An 18,955-nucleotide genomic window follows, 5' to 3' on the forward strand; every position below is an offset into this window, starting at 1 on the left:
CAGAATTAAGGAATCAGCCAAGACATTTCAATATTTGATAGTTTGGCAAAAAGCACATCAGTTTGTTTTATTAGTATATCAATTTAGTAGTGAGTTCCCTAAATCGGAAATATATGCTTAAACCTAAGTCTAAATCTCAACCAGCCCGCCTCCTCAGTTACGGTCAATCTACCTCTACACCTATTGCAATGGCAATCACTATAACAGCAGGAGCAACTATTTTATCTATCCTATTGCAAATTGTAAATATTGGTATGAGTTCTAGTACAAATCGTCATGTCAAAGGTATGACGGTTGTTCAACTCCAAGATGGCTCTATTTCACCTGGTAGATTTGCTGCTCCCAACGAACGCGAAGACGAAACTATCAAACGCTTTATCTCAGATAGCATGATTAAAATGTTCGGTTGGAACGGAATAATCGAAGCAACAGAGAATGGCGAAAACGTTACCAAGCCTGATAAAGGAATAGATGTTCAAACAACAAAAAATAGTAGAAAAAGAATTCCGACTAGAGCTTGGGAAGCTGCATTTGCACTATCTGAAAATCAAGATTTTCGGGCAAACTTCCTCAAAAAATTAGCAGAAATTGTCCCAAATGGTGTATTTTACGGTGAAGTTCAAGTCTCACTCGTCACCCGCCATATTTCTCAACCCAGAAAAATCAAGGATGGAAAGTGGGAGGTTGATTATATCGGTACGCTTGTAAGCTTTGATAGAAATGAAAATCAAGGTAAAGGAATTGCCTTTAACAAAACAATTACTGTCGAAGCTATCGATACTCCCAAGTTACCAAACAAGCCAACTGAACTTGATAAAAAAATTTATTTAGTACGAGAGCCAGGTTTAGAAATTACTCAAATTGTTGATTATAATCTCGGCAAAAAAGAAAATAATTAGTAATTAGATACCAAAATATGTTACAGCTACAAGATGAGGCTTCAAATAAGCATGAATTATCTTCCGTAGATAGTCTTTTACCAATCGATAGTAAAGATATAAAACCTTTAGAATATGAACTGGAGGGTTCACAATATGATGTAGCTGAAGAAGATGATCTGGAAGTAGAAGACCCCGCATTAATACAAACTAAACACGATTTTGTCACATCCCCCTGGTCAAGATTAGGAATTATTGGTGGTGCATTCGGTGCTGGGTTCCTAGTTATATTTGTTGTCCTCAACGGCATGATGAATGGGGGTGGTAAAAATGCAAAAAAACCAGAAGTAACCCCTACCCCCACTCCCACGGTTGCCGCATCTGAGAAAAAAGATGGGGATGTTTATGCCAAGCTTGCCCTTGCCAAGCAACAGGAAGAACTTGATGCACTAAATGGTAAAGGCAAGACGGAAGATAAAGAAGAGAAAAAGGAAGGTACTGAAGAAGAACAATCCAAAAACAAAGAGAAAACACGTTCTATTCGACAACGAAGGGTAGTCGCTCAAGAAACTCCCCCTACTTCCAGAAGACGTGTATACCGAGAAGAAGCACCCGAAACTGTTAGACCAAGACGTAGAGAAGTCGCCTCCCAGCCAATAGCACCCCTGCGTCCTAGCGCTCCTCTGCCAAAATTTGCCAAACAAATAGTTGCCAGCAACCAGAGTGTCGCCAAAGACCCAATAGCCGAACTCGAACGCCTGCGTAGCCTGGGTTCGGTTGGTCGGGTTGATTATATGTTAGCCAGTACCACTGTAAGTGAACCTACAAGCACAACAGCAGAAGAAGTTACAGCTAAAACTGAAGAAACATTACGCCCAGCAGAACAAAATACCAGTCGCTCCCGTCGCCGCCGTAACCGCCGCAGCGAGAATACCGAAACAGTTACCAACACTCCCAGTCAAATTGAAGAACTACGGCCGCGTTGGGAACCTGTAAACACAAACGACAATACTCCAGAGTATAGCAATACTGGTGACGAAGAGAACAATCAAGCCGTACCAGTTATTTATAGCTTCTCGGTAAAAGAACCACAAACTAGCTCAGAACTTGGCAAAGAAAAAACCGTAGAATCCAGTTTTGCTAGTAATAAAGAAAACAATCCCACTCAGCAAGTCGAACAAGTTGCAAATAACTACTTGCCAGAAGAAGCACAGATACTTCAAGAAACACAACCGCAGTATTTAGTTGTCGGCTCGTTTGCAAGTGCAACCCTCGTAACTCCGCTCGTTATGCCCCAAATCAGCAATAACGGTCGTTCCCAGGAGCAGACAAATACGTTACGGTTTGTCGCCCAGTTGAACGAGCCGCTTTACAGCAATACTGGCGAAATAGCCATTCCAGCAGGAACGCAGGTAACTATCGCTATGATTTCGGTTGATAGCACATCAGGCGTGCGTGCCGAAGTCACGGCTATTCTCAAAGACGGAACCGAATACCCCCTATCACCCGGAACTATATCAGTCCTGGGAGAGGCAGGTTCCCCCCTAGCCGCCAGACCCTACGACAACAAGGGATCTGAAATTGCCAAGTATGATGCCACTTTGGGGACAATAGCTGGTCTTGCCAAGGTAGGGGAAATTATCAACCAGCCGGATGAAGAAGTCACAGAAGATTTGCCTTTAGGTGGGACAAGAACCCGCAGCCGCAATAACAACCGCAACCTGGGAGCTGCCTTTCTTGAAGGTGCCTTTGGCAAACTTGGCGAAACAGTCAGCAAGCGGACAGAACGTGCTACTGACGAAATCAACCGCCGTCCCAATGTCTGGTATGTGCCTAAAGACACCAAAATCACAATCAAAGTCGATAGGTCAATAAAACTGTGAAACTCAGATATATAGCCAACTTTAGTTTAATAATGCCCTGGGCGATCGCCTTTGGCGGGTGCCTCACCATTGCCTCCGTGCTTGCACCAAACCAACTTGTACAAGCAAATACTATCCGTCAAGTTGCAGCGTCCCAGGTGTCAGGGGAAAATGCCCAATTGCAGACAGTTAAGGTCTGGCCTGGACATGGGGTATCAATATCGTTCTATAACACCAGAGAAGTCATTAAGAAAATCTGGCTGGATGACCCATCTAGGTTTGTTTTTGATGTAGACGGATGTCTTGAAGGCTTGGGTAAGTGTTCTAACAACAGTACGGGTGCTGGACTAATTCATATTCGCCGCATCGAGACAGTAAAAATCCCCGGTTTACCACAAGCTTCTTACGGGGCGCACATGACGGTGATTACCGAATCTGGGTCAACAAGGAAAAGCTATTACTTTCGGATTCTAGCGGGCAGTGGCACACCAGAGTACAGCCAAATTGAGATTATTGGCGATACTCCCAGCAAACCTGAAGAAGTAAAACCAAAGGTTAGTTACACCGCATTATCTGATAGCAGACATATCGCCAAAGGGATGCAAGTTGCCCTAAAAAACCAGTGGGTTACTACAGATAGCAAGCTTTGGAAGCGTCTAAACCAACTTGTGGAGTTGCGATCGCAAGGAGAAGAACTTGTTGTCGCCGCCAGCACCACCGGAGTATCAATGCAGTTGGTTGAAAAACTTATGCTGCTAGGTGGAAAGCGCTTCTTAGAAATACCGCCACAGCGCAATAACCCTCCCATAACACCAAATACAGGTAAAACAAACTTTCTCTTGAATCAATAATTTTTAAATAACCAGTGATGTATAACGAAAATTTGACCTCCAACAACCAAATTTTAGATATCACAACCGAGGTAACTGCGATTGTACCAGTGAGAGCTGCAAGTCAGGAAAGTACTCACAACAAAACCAACCGAGCGCTTGAGTATCGGATAGAAAAATTTAATAATTTACGCTACCTGATGGTAGCAGGACTTATTGCAGGACTTGCCCTACACGGGTTAATCCGGTTTGGAGGTAGCTACAATATCGGCAGTCTCCTATTCGGTGAGAAAGCAGTAGCTCAAACAGTTCCATCGAAGTATTCAAATTTGAACACTTCGATAGATAAAACAAAACAAACCAAACAGCCAGTCGCAACTAAATACGTCAATGGCGCACCCACACCCGATTGGAGCAGTATCACGTTCAGAAATATGAAATTTGGCGGTGCTGGCAGCGTCGAATTCCCTAATATCAAAAACCCTGGTATGAAGGAGACACGCACCTGGAGTGCCGGACACAGCCTTGCCGAAGTCATGGAACTGGGTGATTTTGAAGCAACTGAGTTCAATATTGAAGATTTCACGCTTGAAGATATCGCCAACATCACGGGAATTAACCTCAAAAATCTCAAACTGTCAGATTTTGAGACACTCAATTGGCAAACACTTGAAGACTTCGCCGAAGCAATTCCTAATTTAGAAGATTCAGAAGTGGGAGCCATCCCACCAATTCAAGAACTAGTGACCAAAGTAACAGGCAGCACCGCAAGCTACCAAACTGTTGGTGAAGTGCTAGACAATTATGCCGAACTGGGAGAAGTGGAACTTGGTAAGTATGTCAAACTTGATAAGTATAAACTAACCAGCATCCCCGGTATTCAGGATGCACAGCTAAAGGACTTTACTAACTGGCAAAACACAACAATTAGTAAAGTTCCGGGATTAGCAGATGTACCGTTCGATCAGTTCCCCAGTGTTCCCATCCCCGATGTTAGCTTTATCGGCAAAGTAGACTTACCCCTCGGTTCGCTTGAAAGTGGACGCTGGATGTCAATAAGCGGTAGCTATCAAGCTGGGTTTAATGTCCCGTGCGAGAAAAAGTGTGGTCATATCGAAGTTTCGGGCAGTGAGACTATCGTTGGCGCACAATGGATGTCTGGTAAAGACCAAAACGTTAAAGGCGGATTCGGCATCTTGGGCAGCCTCAACGGTGGGAAAGAACCCACAGGTCGTCATCCCTTTGGGAAATCATTTAAACAAGTCATCTGGGATATTAACGAAGCTGACGGCAGTATCACCACCGCGATGTTTTTCCGTATTTGCAAGCGGGGATGGGTTGACTTGGGCTGCTCGCCCTACTTCATTGGCCCTGTTCCCTTCTTCACCTACCGCGAAATAGACCCAATTATTCTTGGTACACCTCTCACAGTCCCTAAAAAGTAAAAAGGCAATCATAGAAGAATTTATCCTCTTTAATTTTTGACTTGGAGAGGACATACCAGATAACTAATGAAGAAATATGCAACTTCACTTCATCGCATATTTCTTCGATTTCCTCATGCAAAATCAGCACAGATTAATATGAATAATTATCTGTTTGTAACTGCTAAAACTAAGACAGTTAAAGAAGTAAAAGATACTCATAAAAATAGCAATACTGACTTTAGTAAATATACAGATAAGCTCATGTCACCTCAAGGTTTGGCACTTGCGGGTGGAATTGGTTTATTGTTGCTTTTACAGCTTTTTAGCAATGGTAAAAAAGGCAAGCTTGCTACTAGCTATTGGGGTGGAGCAAAGGAAACCGCCCAAGCTAAGAAAAAAGCCCTCAAGCAAATCGTTGCTCCTAAATGTGATAGTGCCAGTTTATATATTGGAGTACACAAATACAAGGGTCAAAAATTACCCAAGGAGAGTGGGGGAGTACCAGTTTATGTCCCCGATGTCCAACGCGGAACTGCTGTAATTGGCGCACCTGGTAGCGGTAAATCATTCTCGGCTATCAACCCGATGATTTACTCAGCAATTGACCAAGGTTTTGGTATCGTACTATACGACTTCAAGTATGCTAGTCAAGCCAAAATCGCCAGTTATGCCAAATCAAAGGGGTATGACGTACACATATTTGCACCGGGATTTCCCGAATCAGAGGTATGTAACCCAATCGATTTCTTGCGCGATTCCTCCGATGCTGAAACCGCACGGCAGTTAGCTACAGTAATTAACAAGAACTTCCGCCTGTTAGGTAATGCCTCTGAGGATGCATTCTTTGGCCCTGCGGGCGACCAGTTGACGCAGGCTATCTTAATGTTAACCAAGGAGTTTGGCGATGCCTGCGGCGGGCGTAGCCATCGCGCTGATATTATGACGGCTGCGGCAATACTTTCCAGCGAGAAGATGGTCGAACGCTTGATAGCAGCAGCACTAAACCCCTGGATTAAGATAGCTTTTGGTCAATTATTTAGTTCGGCTGGCTCCGAAAAAACCGTGGCGGGTATCGCTGGTAGTGCTTCTTTGATGTTCACCCGGTTTATGGCAAGGGATACATTGGGATGCTTTGTCGGTAAAACAACCCTCCCCCTGGAGGTAAAACGCAAACAGATGATTATCTTCGGGTTAGACCGCGAACGCCGCGATGCTGTCAGCCCCCTGATGACCAGTATTCTTCACATGGTAGTTTCCCGCAGTATCGCCAAAAAACGCAAGGAAGATGGCCCATTAGTAGTATGTCTTGACGAGTTGCCAAGTATTTTCCTTCCAGATTTATTTAAATGGCTTAACGAATCTCGTTCCGAAGGATTCTGCGGTATCCTGGGTTGGCAAAATATGGGTCAGCTTGAAAAGATTTATGGTAGGGAAATCTCTAAAGCCATCCTCGGTGCGTGCGGCACAAAATTTGTTTTTAATCCTGGTGAAGAAGAATCAGCACGATTATTTTCTGCATATTTAGGTGAAGAGGAAATTAAATATAAACAAAAATCTCGCTCAACTGGAGGGGGTAGGGCTAGCACATCTATCAGCGAACAAGAACGGACTCGGAAGCTATTCGAGCCTGCCCAATTCCTCAAATTACCACCTGGTAAATGTCTATTTATTAACCCAGCTTATAGTAATAAAAATGAGGGTTCAGTACCAATATTAAAAAATATCAAAATTCCGAAATATATTATCGGACTCGAACAAGAAAACGATACTAAGTGGGATAAAGTCATTAAGGAACTTGCTAGGAAAAGTACCCAGAAAAAACCCACACAAGAAGATTTAGATTTGCGAGTCAAGGAAGTAGATCGGAAGTTTCCTATCCCACAAGCACCCGTACAAGCAGGCAATGCACCCTTACCTGTTGATGCGTACAAGAGCTTTTTATAAAAATGATACAATGTAGCGTCAAAGACGAAAATATCACTCAGACAAAAATAATTCAGCTAATAAATAATTATCACCAGAAAGGTCAATTAATTAGTTCACATCAAGTAAATAGCAAGAATGCACATTCAATTATTAGCTCTTTTGAGGAACAGTTTATCCTCCGGCCAAGAGTGAAACTTCATGGGCTACATAGACAGATTGTAATCGATAAAATCGAAATTGAAATAAATGCTAACAACTATGGTGAATTAATCAAACATCATGTGAATTTAATTGGTTTTGAGCAACAACAATATGTTGCATATCTACTTCCTTATCAAAGAGTAAACATACATATTATTTTCAACCGTGCCACAGGAAGCCAAGGAAACTTAATTGACATTAGTTTCCCTAAATATAGTATGTGGAATTCAGAATATAAAGTTAAACTCTCTTACGAGGCAATTATCAATGAATATTACAGAGCAGAAAAACAACAACTTGAGTATAGAAGAGATATTGAACGGAAAGTTAGACAACTTATTGAATATTCTGAAAAAGTCACAAACTACGACCTACAACTCGACAACGCTATTAATAGAATTAACCAAATTCTTAGAAAAATGGCATAAAACTTGTGAGGATATTAATGTACAACACCAACAAATCAATCAAGAAATATTTATAGCAAAAGAAAAACTAACATTAATGGAAGTTAAAATATCCAGACTAGATGACAAGCTGGAAGCAATGTTAAAAATTATTGCTAACCAAAGCGAACAACTAAGCCAAATAAATCAAAATTTCAAAAATAGCCAAATAGAACTAAGTCAAAACAAACATCAAAATGGAAATTCAATCTCTCTATCACTTGAAGAGGTTAAAAATTTTATTTAATAAAACTACCTCAGCTTCAGTCCGATTCCATAAAAGATTACCCATTTCAAAGTAAGATATGTTTGACCCTAGACAAACTCAAGTTAATGAATCATATTTAAATACAGCTGATACTGCAATTAAAACAAGTCGGGAATTAAGCAAGACTCTTATTAATACGATTACTACAATAGGTAAAATAGTTCTCGAAAAACTCAAAGAAGCTCAAGAAGCAAGTAAAATCGCAGTTGAAGTTGGCAAAGACATTTACAATCTCGTGCCTGATAAATCTAACCCTGGTGCATATAAATGGGAAAAAGTAGATTTAACCAACCAAAGTATAAAAAGCAATCAAGAAACTAATATTGTGTTCATGCCCGATCTATTAATAGAAGGTCAATACACAATAGAAACTGAACCTTTTACAGACTATCAAGCACAAAGAATTGCTGCCAGATTATTAGAATATGTACCCAATTTAAATAGTGATTATCAGCAAACAGGTGATATCGTTCTGAAAATTACAGCTTATTTGGAGTCAGAGGGTTCAGAAAAACAAATCGTTATCTACGAACAAAATAGCGAAGGTAAATGTACAACTAATCTCGTCACTGAAATACTTACTTCAGATGAAATAATAGATGTAGCAAGTGAACCACTGATTAAGCTACTACCTCCATCTGCTGAAATTATTGAAAATTCTGAAGATACAAAAGATTTGTTATTTGATAATGAGAATTTAACTGACATAGAAGTAAATTCACTGTTAGATGATAGTCAGCTTCCTATAAATAAGTTACTACAAGATGAAAACAGCGAAAATAGTTCGCCTATAACTCAAGAAATAAACTCATCTGTTGAAATAGAAGCAGATGAAAGTTTTGAAGATGATGTGGTCAATAATCTTCAAGAAGAAATCGCACAGTCCAAAGAAACTCTTCAAATCAGAGAGATAGTTGTTAGTAACTACCAACCTCAAGATAAAACTGAAGGAGAGGTAAACGAAAATGCAACTCGCAATCAGTTTTTTGCACAAGAGCTAGAGGAGCTAGAAACTAATAATCGAAACAAATATGCACCTGAATTTAGCTATCAAGAAGTAGCTAACTCCCAAGGTGTAGAGTCAACAGCGCAGCAGTGGGCGCGTCAGGTTGAAGTACCTATCTATCAAATTAATAATAAACAAGCGCGGGAGGAACGCTACAAGGGGGAAAATAAAGACATTGCTGAAACCGCAACGGCAATGTTAAAAAAATACGGCACTCTTGAACAAGATGGGTCGCGTATTTACCGTAGCGATACATTTGTGATTCGCCAAGAGGGAGACACTGTTAGCATTCACCGCCGCAGTGATGAACTATTTGGGTGGGAAAACTCCTTGATGGATTTTAAACTCAACAAAAAAGAGGAACCCAAAATAACGAAAAAGCCTACAGAGATGTTACCTGTTGAACGTCAGGAGTTTCTGATAGTAGCCGAGTACTTGGGCGACAATGGCAAGCTCCCTGACCTCAACAATACTGACATCCGTGATGTAGCAAATAGCTTAGGAAGTCTTGCACCCGCTGGCACGATTAAAACCCTGGAAGTATTTAAACAAAACGAGATGTTGCATACCCTCAATAACGTCCTCATCCAGGCTGATAAGGAAGAACTTACGGTAGGTGAATTTACCATCAAGCGGACTCGTGAACCCGAAAACAATCGAGCTAGCTTGCAATTATTTAAAACTACTCAAGAGAAAGGTACTCAGGAACTTGTCCGGTTTGACCTAACTAAAACCGAAGCCGGCATTACCAAAGAGGTCAGCAAGATGAATATCTCTGACTACGATATCAACCAAGTCAAGTTTATTGCCCAAAACGCCAGCAAACTCAACTTGGAACAAATCTTTGGTAATGAACAATCTACACCCGTAGCCGCAGCTGCACCCAAAGAACGAGTAATACAAGCAGCTGGTGATATGCCTGTCAAAGTTCACCCCTATATCGCTGAGGAATGGGCGAACATGGTCAAGCATGGTAGCCCTATGAACCAGGGTAATGAAGAGATTCTTCAACGGATAAATGAGAATGATGGCAAGTTACCAATTGCCGACCAGAGGGAGATGTACTTCAAGATTTTAAACCATAAGACAAATGAAGCTGAAAAGAAAGGAGAAACAGTCGTCGATTTTGTTCCCCTCAAAGACATTATGAGCGACTTACAACAATGGCGAGGAGAAGAAATTCGGCAGCAATATACCCCAATTGAACACATACCCTCCCCTCAACAACAAACTGTCACTGCTGCATCTAAAACCAAGTCGAGAGAAGTTGAATTATAAACTACCCATCAACAAGTTTACAAAGTCGCATTGACAATATAAAAGCTTGGGTTTAGAAGTTACGTAAATTTATCTAAATTCCGAAATTTTAAACTCAAAAAGATTATTTTACAAGCTTTTCACCGATTTTGAATGATTGGTCTATGGATTTAAATAAATAAGACGATTCAAGGACAAATTACTACATTAAGCTCACGCAGATACTCAATGTAGTATCTCAACCGAAAAAATAAATAGTGAGCTTAACGTCTGAACTAAAAAATAGAAATTCACCTATCAGGAGATGGTTTAACTCTAGATTAAACCAAACAGTTATTAAGATGATTGCTAGCCATAACCAACTATTAGAAAATCAAGAAATTATTAGGCCAGTTGATGGTGTAGATTTTCCATTAGTAGGAAATGCGATCGCCAAAACACTTGCCAAGTATTTAGGAAACATCTATGAAGACCAAACATGGTTTACTAATTGTCTTGCTCAGGTTGGAGCAAAAGCCCTCAAAATAGAATATGCCTTCGATTATTGCATTACAAATTCAAATTCACTTGAAGAAGAAGCTCTAAAGTGTATGCTCTTGGGTGCATTAGAAAATTATGCTCGTAGCCGTAATATTCATGAGATTATTCAACCTTTTCTACAAGGAGAAAAATCCCTTCAGCTTGAAGCACAATACTTCAAAAAATGGCTTCCTAGTATTCAAGATACATCTCAAATTCTCGGTATTGTACCCCGTACCTGGCAAACAGTAGCTAATCAAGTAAGTGGGAATATTACCTGCAATGCTTCATACCCTTTAAGTCAATATCTTGGAGGTGCTGATTGCCAGATAATTGCTGGAAATACTCTCATCGATGTACGAACAACCGCCAAAAAGCGTCCCTTCTCTCTAGAAAATTTTTACCAACAAATTAGTTACGTCCTGCTTGATAGCAATGATACCTATAGTATCAATCAACTGGTTTGGTTTTACAGCCGCCAACAGTCGGTATTTTTCTATCCTACTGACAAAATATTCCGCGACTTGCAAGCAACAAGAGAAGAATTTAAGAAAATGATTCTTGATAACTATCTCACAAATAGGCTGGCAGAACAAAACAAGTGTTTATATCTTCCCTAGTAAGGATAAAATATGATTCAAGACTTTCAACTCAATCCTAGCTTCAATATCCACTTCGATGGTATGAAGTATCACGCCAAGATTCACTTTGATATGCTTTTGAAACTGAAGCAGAAGAAATTCCAGCAAGTGATATTAGCACTCTTGCTACAAGAGTATCTAACCGTTGGCGGCAGTATCTTCTGAATATTGCAAATAAATACAGACATCTACTAGTTAGCCTTCTCCAAGCAGAAGGTTAACTTAACGAATGTAAATAAACTTTTGCTCGTTTAAATACTATGAAATTAGGTTTCTATCCAGTATTGGGTAAGAGCGATTTTGTTAGAAGCAAGGGTAAAAAAATCCCAATCTGGCAGTTGCTTGAGTATCAGCCGGTGGGCTGGCTATACTCACTCGCAATTAAGGCAGAAATTGTTCCAGATAGTCCTATTATTCATGACTGTGGGGCATTTAACTACCGTGACCAAGATATCCCCACTCTAAACGGTAAATATGTTGATGCCCACTGGTCTATTCATAGATATCGAGAACGTTCAAAAATCGGCGATATTATTGTTTGTCCCGACCATTTACTTGTAGGAGAAAATATTAGAGAACGGCAAGAATACAACCTTAAACAAGCAGAAACATTTATCCAACTTGCTAAAAGTTATCTTCCCAACAGAATACCCCTAGCAGTCATCCACGGGCAGTCTCTCAGTGAACGCCTCGAAGTAGCAAAATATCTTTTGGGACTGGGATACCGTCATCTCGGCATCGGTGGGCTTGTTTCCCAGGCGAGAGAGTATTCGATTAACTTACACATTATCAAAACAATAACTCAAGTTGTGCGTTCACGAAGTGACTCGGAACGAGTATCGCCGAAGGCGGGCGTTTCGCCATCGCTAATTAACTCGGAACGAGTATTGTCGAAAGCGGGTGCGATGCTTGCGGGGGACGTAGCCATCGCACCATTGCACGAGCCAAATGTTCATCTACACGTTTTTGGATTATGCTCGCCCCAGTATGCCAAAGCTTTTATTCAGATGGGACTATCCTTTGATGGTTCAACTTTTATCCGGGAAGGACTAGGCGGTGGGATGTTCGTCAGCCACGAGGAAAAATTAATTCGGATACCAACCCACTGTGCGCCAAAGTGCAACTGTCATGTTTGCAGGGTTCTCAACCGACATAGGATTGACCCTCGGCTGACAAACAAAGGACGGACGCATACTATGGGAAGAATCGCCCACAACCTCAATCTGGTGATCGGCACCTACAGAAAGTTCACTCCCAAGGAAAAAGTCTACCTGGTTGCTGGATGTGGCAAGCAGCTTACCTACCCTGCTGCCGCCAAAGACTTATATTATTCCCAGCACTTTCAAGCGTGCCGTCGCTACGTAGAAGAACAAGAGTCAAAATGGTATATCCTCTCACCTTTACATCAAGTTATTAACCCAGAAGCAATCATCAAACCCTACGACAAATCCCCCTATTCCTTACCTCATCAGGAACGCATACTATGGGCACGACAAGTAGCAGAAAGCCTCATACAAGTTGCGTCCCCGGAAATAGAGTTTGTATTCTTGACGGGCAAGCTTTACAGACAGGAGGTAACGCCCATTTTACAAGCAAACAGATACGAGACAAAAATACCAATGCAGCACCTAGCCATTGGACAGCAACTTGCCTGGATAAAGAAGGAACTGGAGCAAGAAAAACAGCTTGTTTTAGATATATAACCCAGCAGTAATGGCACCAAAATGATTTATGGAGACTACAAAACGAGTAATTAATATAAGTGAAAAATTCGGTAGCTGGATTGTACTAAATAAACAAGGAAAGCAAGTATTATGCCAGTGTGATTGTGGAACTCAAAAACTTGTCTACAGTCACACTCTCACTAATGGTCGGTCAACTAACTGCGGTTGTAAAAAAAGAAAAGAATCCATCCCAGTTGGGGCAAACTTTGGGAGACTAAAAGTTATATCAGATGTAGAAGTTAAGGGGAAAAGGGGTGAATTACTACTCCTTACCCTATGCAGCTGCGGAACCCAAAAGTATATCAGTAAAAATAGCCTAAAAAGAGGGCTTACACAAAGCTGCGGATGCTTGCAGCGCGAAACCCTCAAGAGCAATAAAACTGTCCACGGACACTGCAAAAGCCACGAGTATAACTCCTGGTTACACATCAAGCGCATCTGCTATAACAAGAACCACCATCAGTACAAGTATCATGGCGGGTGCGGAATTGAAGTTGATGCATCCTGGCGCGATAACTTTACCCAGTTCTTAAAAGATATGGGAGTAGCACCCGAAGGAACAGTCATAGCACGTATTGATCTAGAGAGTGACTTTGCTCCCGGAAATTGTCAATGGATACCCAGAAAAGAGCATTACCGTCAAATACATTTCTTAAGAAGAAAAGAATTCTTCATTTCTCAAACTTTACCCAAACCAGTTGTTACAAATTGTGAGATTAATGTTTCACCAAATATTATTCGCGCAATTGTCAAAGCTCATGCAAATGGTGAAGCCAATATGAATAAACTTGCTACACAATATCAAATTAGCACTCAAGACGCAATAAATATTATCCTTCACCACGCTTAATCATAATTTTATTAAAAATGAAATTGCGCTATCACTTAAAATAGCGCAATTTTTATTTTCAATAAGTCATTGAATATTTTAAACAAAAATTAATCTGTTCATAGATGAATCACCACAGTTATTACACACCTTATAAAGGTAATTATTAGGAGTAATTCAGCAATCAATAAAATCCAAAGTATTTTATCTGATCATGAAGTTAACTGCACATGGCTAAATAATGGCGAGTTTTAACTAAGTGTTCATACAAATACGAAATTATTCTCTAGCTAGAAAAATTAGCTAGATTTTCTACCATAGACCAAATTATCAACTAGCTAGGCAAGTAAAAATCATAAAAATTGTACATGATAATACACAACGGCTCTTACATCTGGTTTCACGCAGGACAAACTACAAGATGGGGAACTATAAATGCGATTAAAGCATTGCCATACTTAATGGTTGCATACCAAATCGACGGACAATGGTATAGTGATCCCGATTTTTCATCACCAAAAAGTCCAGAAGCAAAACCAACAATCCTTATAAGTTAAGCAATTATTCACATACCAAAAACAACAGTTGAGCTACAACCAATTGTTCAATTATGTGCGGGATTTAGCAACATAAAAATTCACAGTCTTTGGGTGGTTAATGCTCCAGATCATGTATTGAAAGATATCTTCGAGTGCAAGCAATGGGACAGTATATCACCCAGACAATTATTAGAAACTCTGCACGAATTAATTCTTTATGGCTACGAAGTCAAAATACTTCCCGCTAAAAAGGAAACCATATCCCCAATCGAATGGATGGAATAGCAATGACTAATAGCAACCAACAACTCACACTTTACTATCCTTGTGTAGTTCAAATTTTAGATCAGTTTGTACAGACAATATCAGTTGAGTTTTGGATACACAATCCAAGAACCGAAAAATGGCATTTGGTACCATTTAAAAATGGTGATAGCAGCATATCAGATGATACATATACGACAGCACCACGTATAAGGGCATATCTTAATGAAGAATATCCATCAATAGAAGCCTTGTTTCAAGCCAAAAAAGAGGAAAGTGTAGACTATCCCATTCGACATAAAAGAACTTATCTTACAGTTAAGGGTGCTGCATCTCACAAACTATTCTGGACATGGACAAATCCTCAGACCAATAAAATTGAACGCATCCATTGGCATCCTTTAGCTATGAAAGTAAAAGCAAGTGAAGACGATCAAACTGACTACTCAAATATAACTCCAGTCAAGATTGTAAATGGAAAATTAATTACACTTGAAAAGGACAATTTACCATCAAATAGAGCAGCTTTTTCGGAGTTTCTCGCAGATAGAGAAGAAAACCTCCGCCTTGCAATCGAAGCCCTAAAATCACCCAATCCTGATGCCGCACTCGAACTACTAGCCATCATGGAAGAAATATCCAAAGACTGCTTCTACGCCAGTTGGATTATGGGCAATGGATACAATTTAGAATCAATTCTTAAATCCTGGAATGGCACTAGTAACGTCAGCTACGGTAGTGGGGAAATCACACATCAACAATTAGCACTAATGCGCGTTCTTTCTGAATTATCCCAAGGTTGGTGGTTTTGGGATGAAGATCAGGACACTGGCGTAATTTTCCAAAGTTAAGCTTACAGAAGAGACTTGTCCGAAATATTAACTTAGGGAAAGAAAAATGGTAAAACGTTAAGTTGAGCGTCTACCATTTTTTAATATTAGTTATGGTTTTTGATTATATACAAAACTATCCCCACCGGACAAAACAAATTTTAGGGATTAGTTACGAACAGTTTCAATCACTATTGAAATGTGCGATAAAACGTCACCAGGAAATTAAAACCAAACTCCAAAGCCGAAAAATCAGAATTAATGCAGTTGGTGGTGGTCGTAGAGAAAAGTTATCAAAGCAAGAACAAATCTGTTTATGCTTATTTTATTTAAGACAGATGCCGACATTTCAAGTATTAGGAATGATGTTTGGTGTGTCCAAAACAGAGGCTAATGATACATTTCACGACTGGATACAAATTCTGAGAGATATATTACCTTCCAGCTTGTTAGAACAAGTTTCAAATAATGAGAGCAATTTACTATTTGTTCAAGAAGTGTTAACTAATTTTAGGCTATTGGTCGATAGTCTGGAACAGCCAATATATAGGGATTCTGACCAAAAAGAGCAACAAAAATATTTTTCTGGTAAAAAGAGACAACATACATTAAAAAGTTTAATATTCGGGATGCCAGAAGGTAAGGATATTGTTGAAGTAGAGGTGGGGGTTCCTGGGCCAACAGCAGATATAAAATTGTTTCGTCAATCTCAGGCAAAATTTGATAAATCTCAACATTTTTCAGGTGATAAAGGATTTCAAGGCGGCGAAAACATCACTACGCCTCATAAAAAGAAACCAAAACGAGAATTAACTCAACAGCAAAAAGATGAGAATAAGGCTTTGTCCAGTAATCGGATATTTATTGAACATTTAATCCGTCTGCTCAAAATATTTCGCATAGCCTCACAAAGATTTCGATTTAAACTGGATACTTATGAGCAAATTATTTTAACAGTTTGCGGATTAGTTAGGTTAAGAATCGGTAGCTTAGTTCTGCCAACTTAGTTACTAGCAATAATCATAACTTTTGAGAAATTAGGAGTTAATTTTTATGCCTCTAAACTATCACTAACTATTTCAAACCCTTGTAACTACGTTTTGATGCAAATATCAAAGTTTTGGCTCAAAGCTTTGAACAGTTTGGCTTTGGAGTTTTCGGACAAGTCTAAGGATCGCCTGATTATTTGGGCTGGGAGTATTGCGATCGCTGTACAAGATCGGGAATGCGCTTACGATTAACAGTAGCGCATTTTTTACACTCAGTATATCGAAGGTTAATTTTGAGTATGGGAAAGATGGCGATATTTGAGAAAAGCCTCTAAGACACTTACTTCCAGCTAAGAGTAAGTGTCTACCCCTGTGTAGCAACTGGTTAATCTCTATTTTCAGTCGTTTTAGAGAATAACGATCTCATATCCACTACAGATTATTATTTAGTGATGAATTATACTTACAACTCCATATCGCAATTCCGAGTTGGAGAAAATTGATATTGCCTTTGTCTTGCAGCCGCTATTTCAAAAGAGGTATCAAATTCGGTAGCCTTTGTTCCAAGTTTTAATTCCTCGTATAAAGGCACACCATCACCGTCATTATCACTCTTGAGAATCTTGGTCATGATATGAGCAGGGGCAACTTGCGCGAGGCGATTTACTACATTAGCAACAAACTCGTTAGATGCGTCGCAGCTATCAAGGTATCTAATCAAAGCATCAGCAGTAGCCTCAGTCATCTTGGCTGGGTTTTTTACCCCTGCTTCCAGAATAAAGTCATCGTAAATAGCTTTCTCGCTATCAGTAAAATTTTCCTTGCAAGCTTGTTGGATAATTAATTCAGCCTGCTGTTGTTGATTTAAAATTGTCATAGTAGTTTTTAGATATTGTTAAAGGAGTAACAGATATGACACATTATGTTTGCGATTTGTATGGCAATACAAACTGGAAGATTCCAGTAGAAGAAGTCGCTGCTAGAACATTCAATACAGAACAAGAAGCACAACAATGGTTCCAAGACAAGTGTTCTGATAACAGTATTGAATTTAGTGGCTTCCATGACACTGAACGCTACGTCACTAACTGGGTTTCCTGCAACGGCAAAGAAGTTGGTGAAATCACCAAACGCCCTACCTAATTCCAACAAATCCTAGTAGAAATTCAGAAAATTGTTTGTACCAGACAATTTTCTTCATCAAATTTAACGCCATATTAAATGACGCTCATAGATGGACAGTTAATACGAGAACATGTAAAGCAAGAATGTCAAAAATACAAATCCATATTTCAAGCATCTCAAAAAGAAGTAGCAATCATCAGATTTGAGGCTTCAGAAAATGCCAGCAATGAATTAAGAGCTAGATATAAAGCAGCCAGAATCTCAGCAGAACAAAAAGTAGCTATTTTCAACGCTATTGGCATTACTCCCAATTATATTATGCTGTCACCCAATATCGCAGTAGAGCAATTTGACGGCATTGTTCAATCCATTAACGAAAACACCCAAGTCACTGCTGCTATTGTTCAATATCCAATTCCAGCGAAGTTTACAAGCTCAATTGGGATCTTAGAGCCACAAAAAGATATAGATATCGTCCGCAGACAAAGCAACAATTTCTTTGAAAGTTGTGCTACTGCTGAAGGAATCGCCAGAATTGTTGAATCCTATGCACAAAGGGATTCCAATGTTGCAGTTGTCGGCGGAGGTGGCTTTGTGGGCAATGGTGTCATCAAATATTTAGAAGCAAGTAGAATCAGTTGTTTCTGTTTGGAAGACGGCGATGACCTGACTAGAACTCAAGAAGCTGACATTGTGGTATCAGTCACCGGAAGACGAGGAATTTTCACGGACTATGTACTCCCCTCTCATCGCTTAGTTGTTGATGGTGGCTTTACACCTACTGCTTCTGGTGCTGCTGGTGATGTAGATCGCAGTGCTTACAGAATCCCCCAGAACATTACGCCCGTCCCTGGAGGTGTTGGCCCGATAGAAATGGCAATTTTAGCAGAACGTTTGATAAAAATGGATTTGGGCATAGAATTTGGGAAATGGGACTATCAGCAATTACAGCAAGAACAGATGCAACGCGCTACTATAATTGCCCCCATAGCTAGAGTGTTCTTCGCACAGCAAGCAACTGCCTATCCTCAATCCATTCGCACAGAAAAAGAAAACCTATTTGTCTTGGAAGGCAGTAACTACCAGATAAGCTTCAATAGCACCACGCAAAGTTTAACTGTTGCCAGAACCAATGAAAAGCTAACGCTGATTCGGCTAACTCTTGCAAGTAATCAAATTGAAACCGCCAGGGGTATAACAAACGAGGACGTAGCAAGATGGCAGCAAATTCAAGCTGCGATCAATTCAACAATAACGCAATTAACTGATAGAGGTATGGAGCTTTGAAACTATCAATCATCACTGCAACCTACAATAGATCTATGCAGCTTGCATCTACTAGACTCATCCGCAAATGGCAAATGCTCACGGGGACTGGGTTTGAGAAACTTGGG

Annotated in this window: 17 protein-coding genes and 1 pseudogene; 17 read left to right on the plus strand and 1 reads right to left on the minus strand. The window is 40.1% G+C overall.

The features are described from left to right. Positions 1-4: 4 nt before the first annotated feature. The 15 genes and pseudogenes from RM049_RS20660 to RM049_RS20730 form a co-directional block, all read left to right on the plus strand. Positions 5-115, plus strand: a pseudogene (locus tag RM049_RS20660) (four helix bundle protein); the annotation flags it as partial. Next, a complete protein-coding gene (locus RM049_RS20665; RefSeq protein WP_322705500.1) occupies positions 114-899 on the plus strand; it encodes a hypothetical protein in 786 nt (261 codons plus the stop codon). The pseudogene RM049_RS20660 and the gene RM049_RS20665, both read left to right, overlap by 2 nt. A 17-nt stretch (positions 900-916) precedes the next feature. Next, positions 917-2,761, plus strand: a complete 1,845-nt coding sequence (locus RM049_RS20670) for a TrbI/VirB10 family protein (protein ID WP_322705501.1) — start codon at positions 917-919, stop codon at positions 2,759-2,761. Further along, a complete protein-coding gene (locus RM049_RS20675; RefSeq protein WP_322705502.1) occupies positions 2,758-3,591 on the plus strand; it encodes a hypothetical protein in 834 nt (277 codons plus the stop codon). Before RM049_RS20670 ends, RM049_RS20675 begins: the two co-directional genes overlap by 4 nt. Positions 3,592-3,608: 17 nt before the next feature. Beyond that, positions 3,609-5,015, plus strand: coding sequence for a hypothetical protein (locus RM049_RS20680; RefSeq protein ID WP_322705519.1), 1,407 nt, complete (start codon positions 3,609-3,611; stop codon positions 5,013-5,015). A gap of 138 nt (positions 5,016-5,153) precedes the next feature. Continuing rightward, complete coding sequence (locus RM049_RS20685; protein WP_322705503.1) at positions 5,154-6,941, plus strand: type IV secretory system conjugative DNA transfer family protein; 1,788 nt, start codon at positions 5,154-5,156, stop codon at positions 6,939-6,941. Positions 6,942-7,391: 450 nt separating this feature from the next. Beyond that, positions 7,392-7,817: a hypothetical protein gene (locus tag RM049_RS20690; RefSeq protein WP_322705504.1), complete on the plus strand. Its 426-nt coding sequence runs from the start codon at positions 7,392-7,394 to the stop codon at positions 7,815-7,817. Positions 7,818-7,875: 58 nt separating this feature from the next. Further along, on the plus strand, positions 7,876-10,122 hold the full coding sequence (locus RM049_RS20695; RefSeq protein WP_322705505.1) for a hypothetical protein: 2,247 nt from the start codon (positions 7,876-7,878) through the stop codon (positions 10,120-10,122). 320 nt (positions 10,123-10,442) lie between these two features. Beyond that, complete coding sequence (locus RM049_RS20700; protein WP_322705506.1) at positions 10,443-11,240, plus strand: hypothetical protein; 798 nt, start codon at positions 10,443-10,445, stop codon at positions 11,238-11,240. A gap of 12 nt (positions 11,241-11,252) precedes the next feature. Next, complete coding sequence (locus RM049_RS20705; protein WP_242059317.1) at positions 11,253-11,426, plus strand: hypothetical protein; 174 nt, start codon at positions 11,253-11,255, stop codon at positions 11,424-11,426. Positions 11,427-11,521: 95 nt separating this feature from the next. Next, positions 11,522-12,964 carry a DUF6884 domain-containing protein gene (locus RM049_RS20710; protein WP_322705507.1) on the plus strand — a complete coding sequence of 481 codons (1,443 nt, stop codon included), beginning with the start codon at positions 11,522-11,524 and terminating at the stop codon, positions 12,962-12,964. A 28-nt stretch (positions 12,965-12,992) separates the two neighbouring features. Next, positions 12,993-13,835, plus strand: a complete 843-nt coding sequence (locus RM049_RS20715) for a hypothetical protein (RefSeq protein WP_322705508.1) — start codon at positions 12,993-12,995, stop codon at positions 13,833-13,835. A gap of 805 nt (positions 13,836-14,640) precedes the next feature. Further along, complete coding sequence (locus RM049_RS20720) at positions 14,641-15,468, plus strand: hypothetical protein (protein ID WP_322705509.1); 828 nt, start codon at positions 14,641-14,643, stop codon at positions 15,466-15,468. A 92-nt stretch (positions 15,469-15,560) separates the two neighbouring features. Continuing rightward, positions 15,561-16,454 carry a transposase family protein gene (locus tag RM049_RS20725; protein WP_322705510.1) on the plus strand — a complete coding sequence of 298 codons (894 nt, stop codon included), beginning with the start codon at positions 15,561-15,563 and terminating at the stop codon, positions 16,452-16,454. 96 nt (positions 16,455-16,550) lie between these two features. Then, a complete protein-coding gene (locus RM049_RS20730) occupies positions 16,551-16,688 on the plus strand; it encodes a hypothetical protein (RefSeq protein WP_322705511.1) in 138 nt (45 codons plus the stop codon). Between the two features lie 211 nt (positions 16,689-16,899). On the opposite strand, the gene RM049_RS20735 is transcribed toward RM049_RS20730, so the two are convergent. Further along, positions 16,900-17,313 (minus strand): hypothetical protein, encoded by a 414-nt coding sequence (locus tag RM049_RS20735; protein ID WP_322705512.1) that lies wholly within the window; start codon positions 17,311-17,313, stop codon positions 16,900-16,902. A 35-nt stretch (positions 17,314-17,348) separates the two neighbouring features. Between RM049_RS20735 and RM049_RS20740 the strand changes: the two genes are divergently transcribed. Both RM049_RS20740 and RM049_RS20745 read left to right on the plus strand, forming a co-directional pair. Then, the gene (locus tag RM049_RS20740; protein WP_322705513.1) at positions 17,349-17,579 is read left to right on the plus strand and encodes a hypothetical protein; all 231 of its coding nucleotides are present in this window, start codon (positions 17,349-17,351) and stop codon (positions 17,577-17,579) included. A 78-nt stretch (positions 17,580-17,657) separates the two neighbouring features. Next, positions 17,658-18,848, plus strand: coding sequence for a bifunctional 5,10-methylenetetrahydrofolate dehydrogenase/5,10-methenyltetrahydrofolate cyclohydrolase (locus RM049_RS20745; protein ID WP_322705514.1), 1,191 nt, complete (start codon positions 17,658-17,660; stop codon positions 18,846-18,848). Positions 18,849-18,955 lie beyond the last annotated feature (107 nt).

The organism is Nostoc sp. DedQUE04 (genome assembly GCF_034530995.1).
GTDB lineage: Bacteria > Cyanobacteriota > Cyanobacteriia > Cyanobacteriales > Nostocaceae > Nostoc.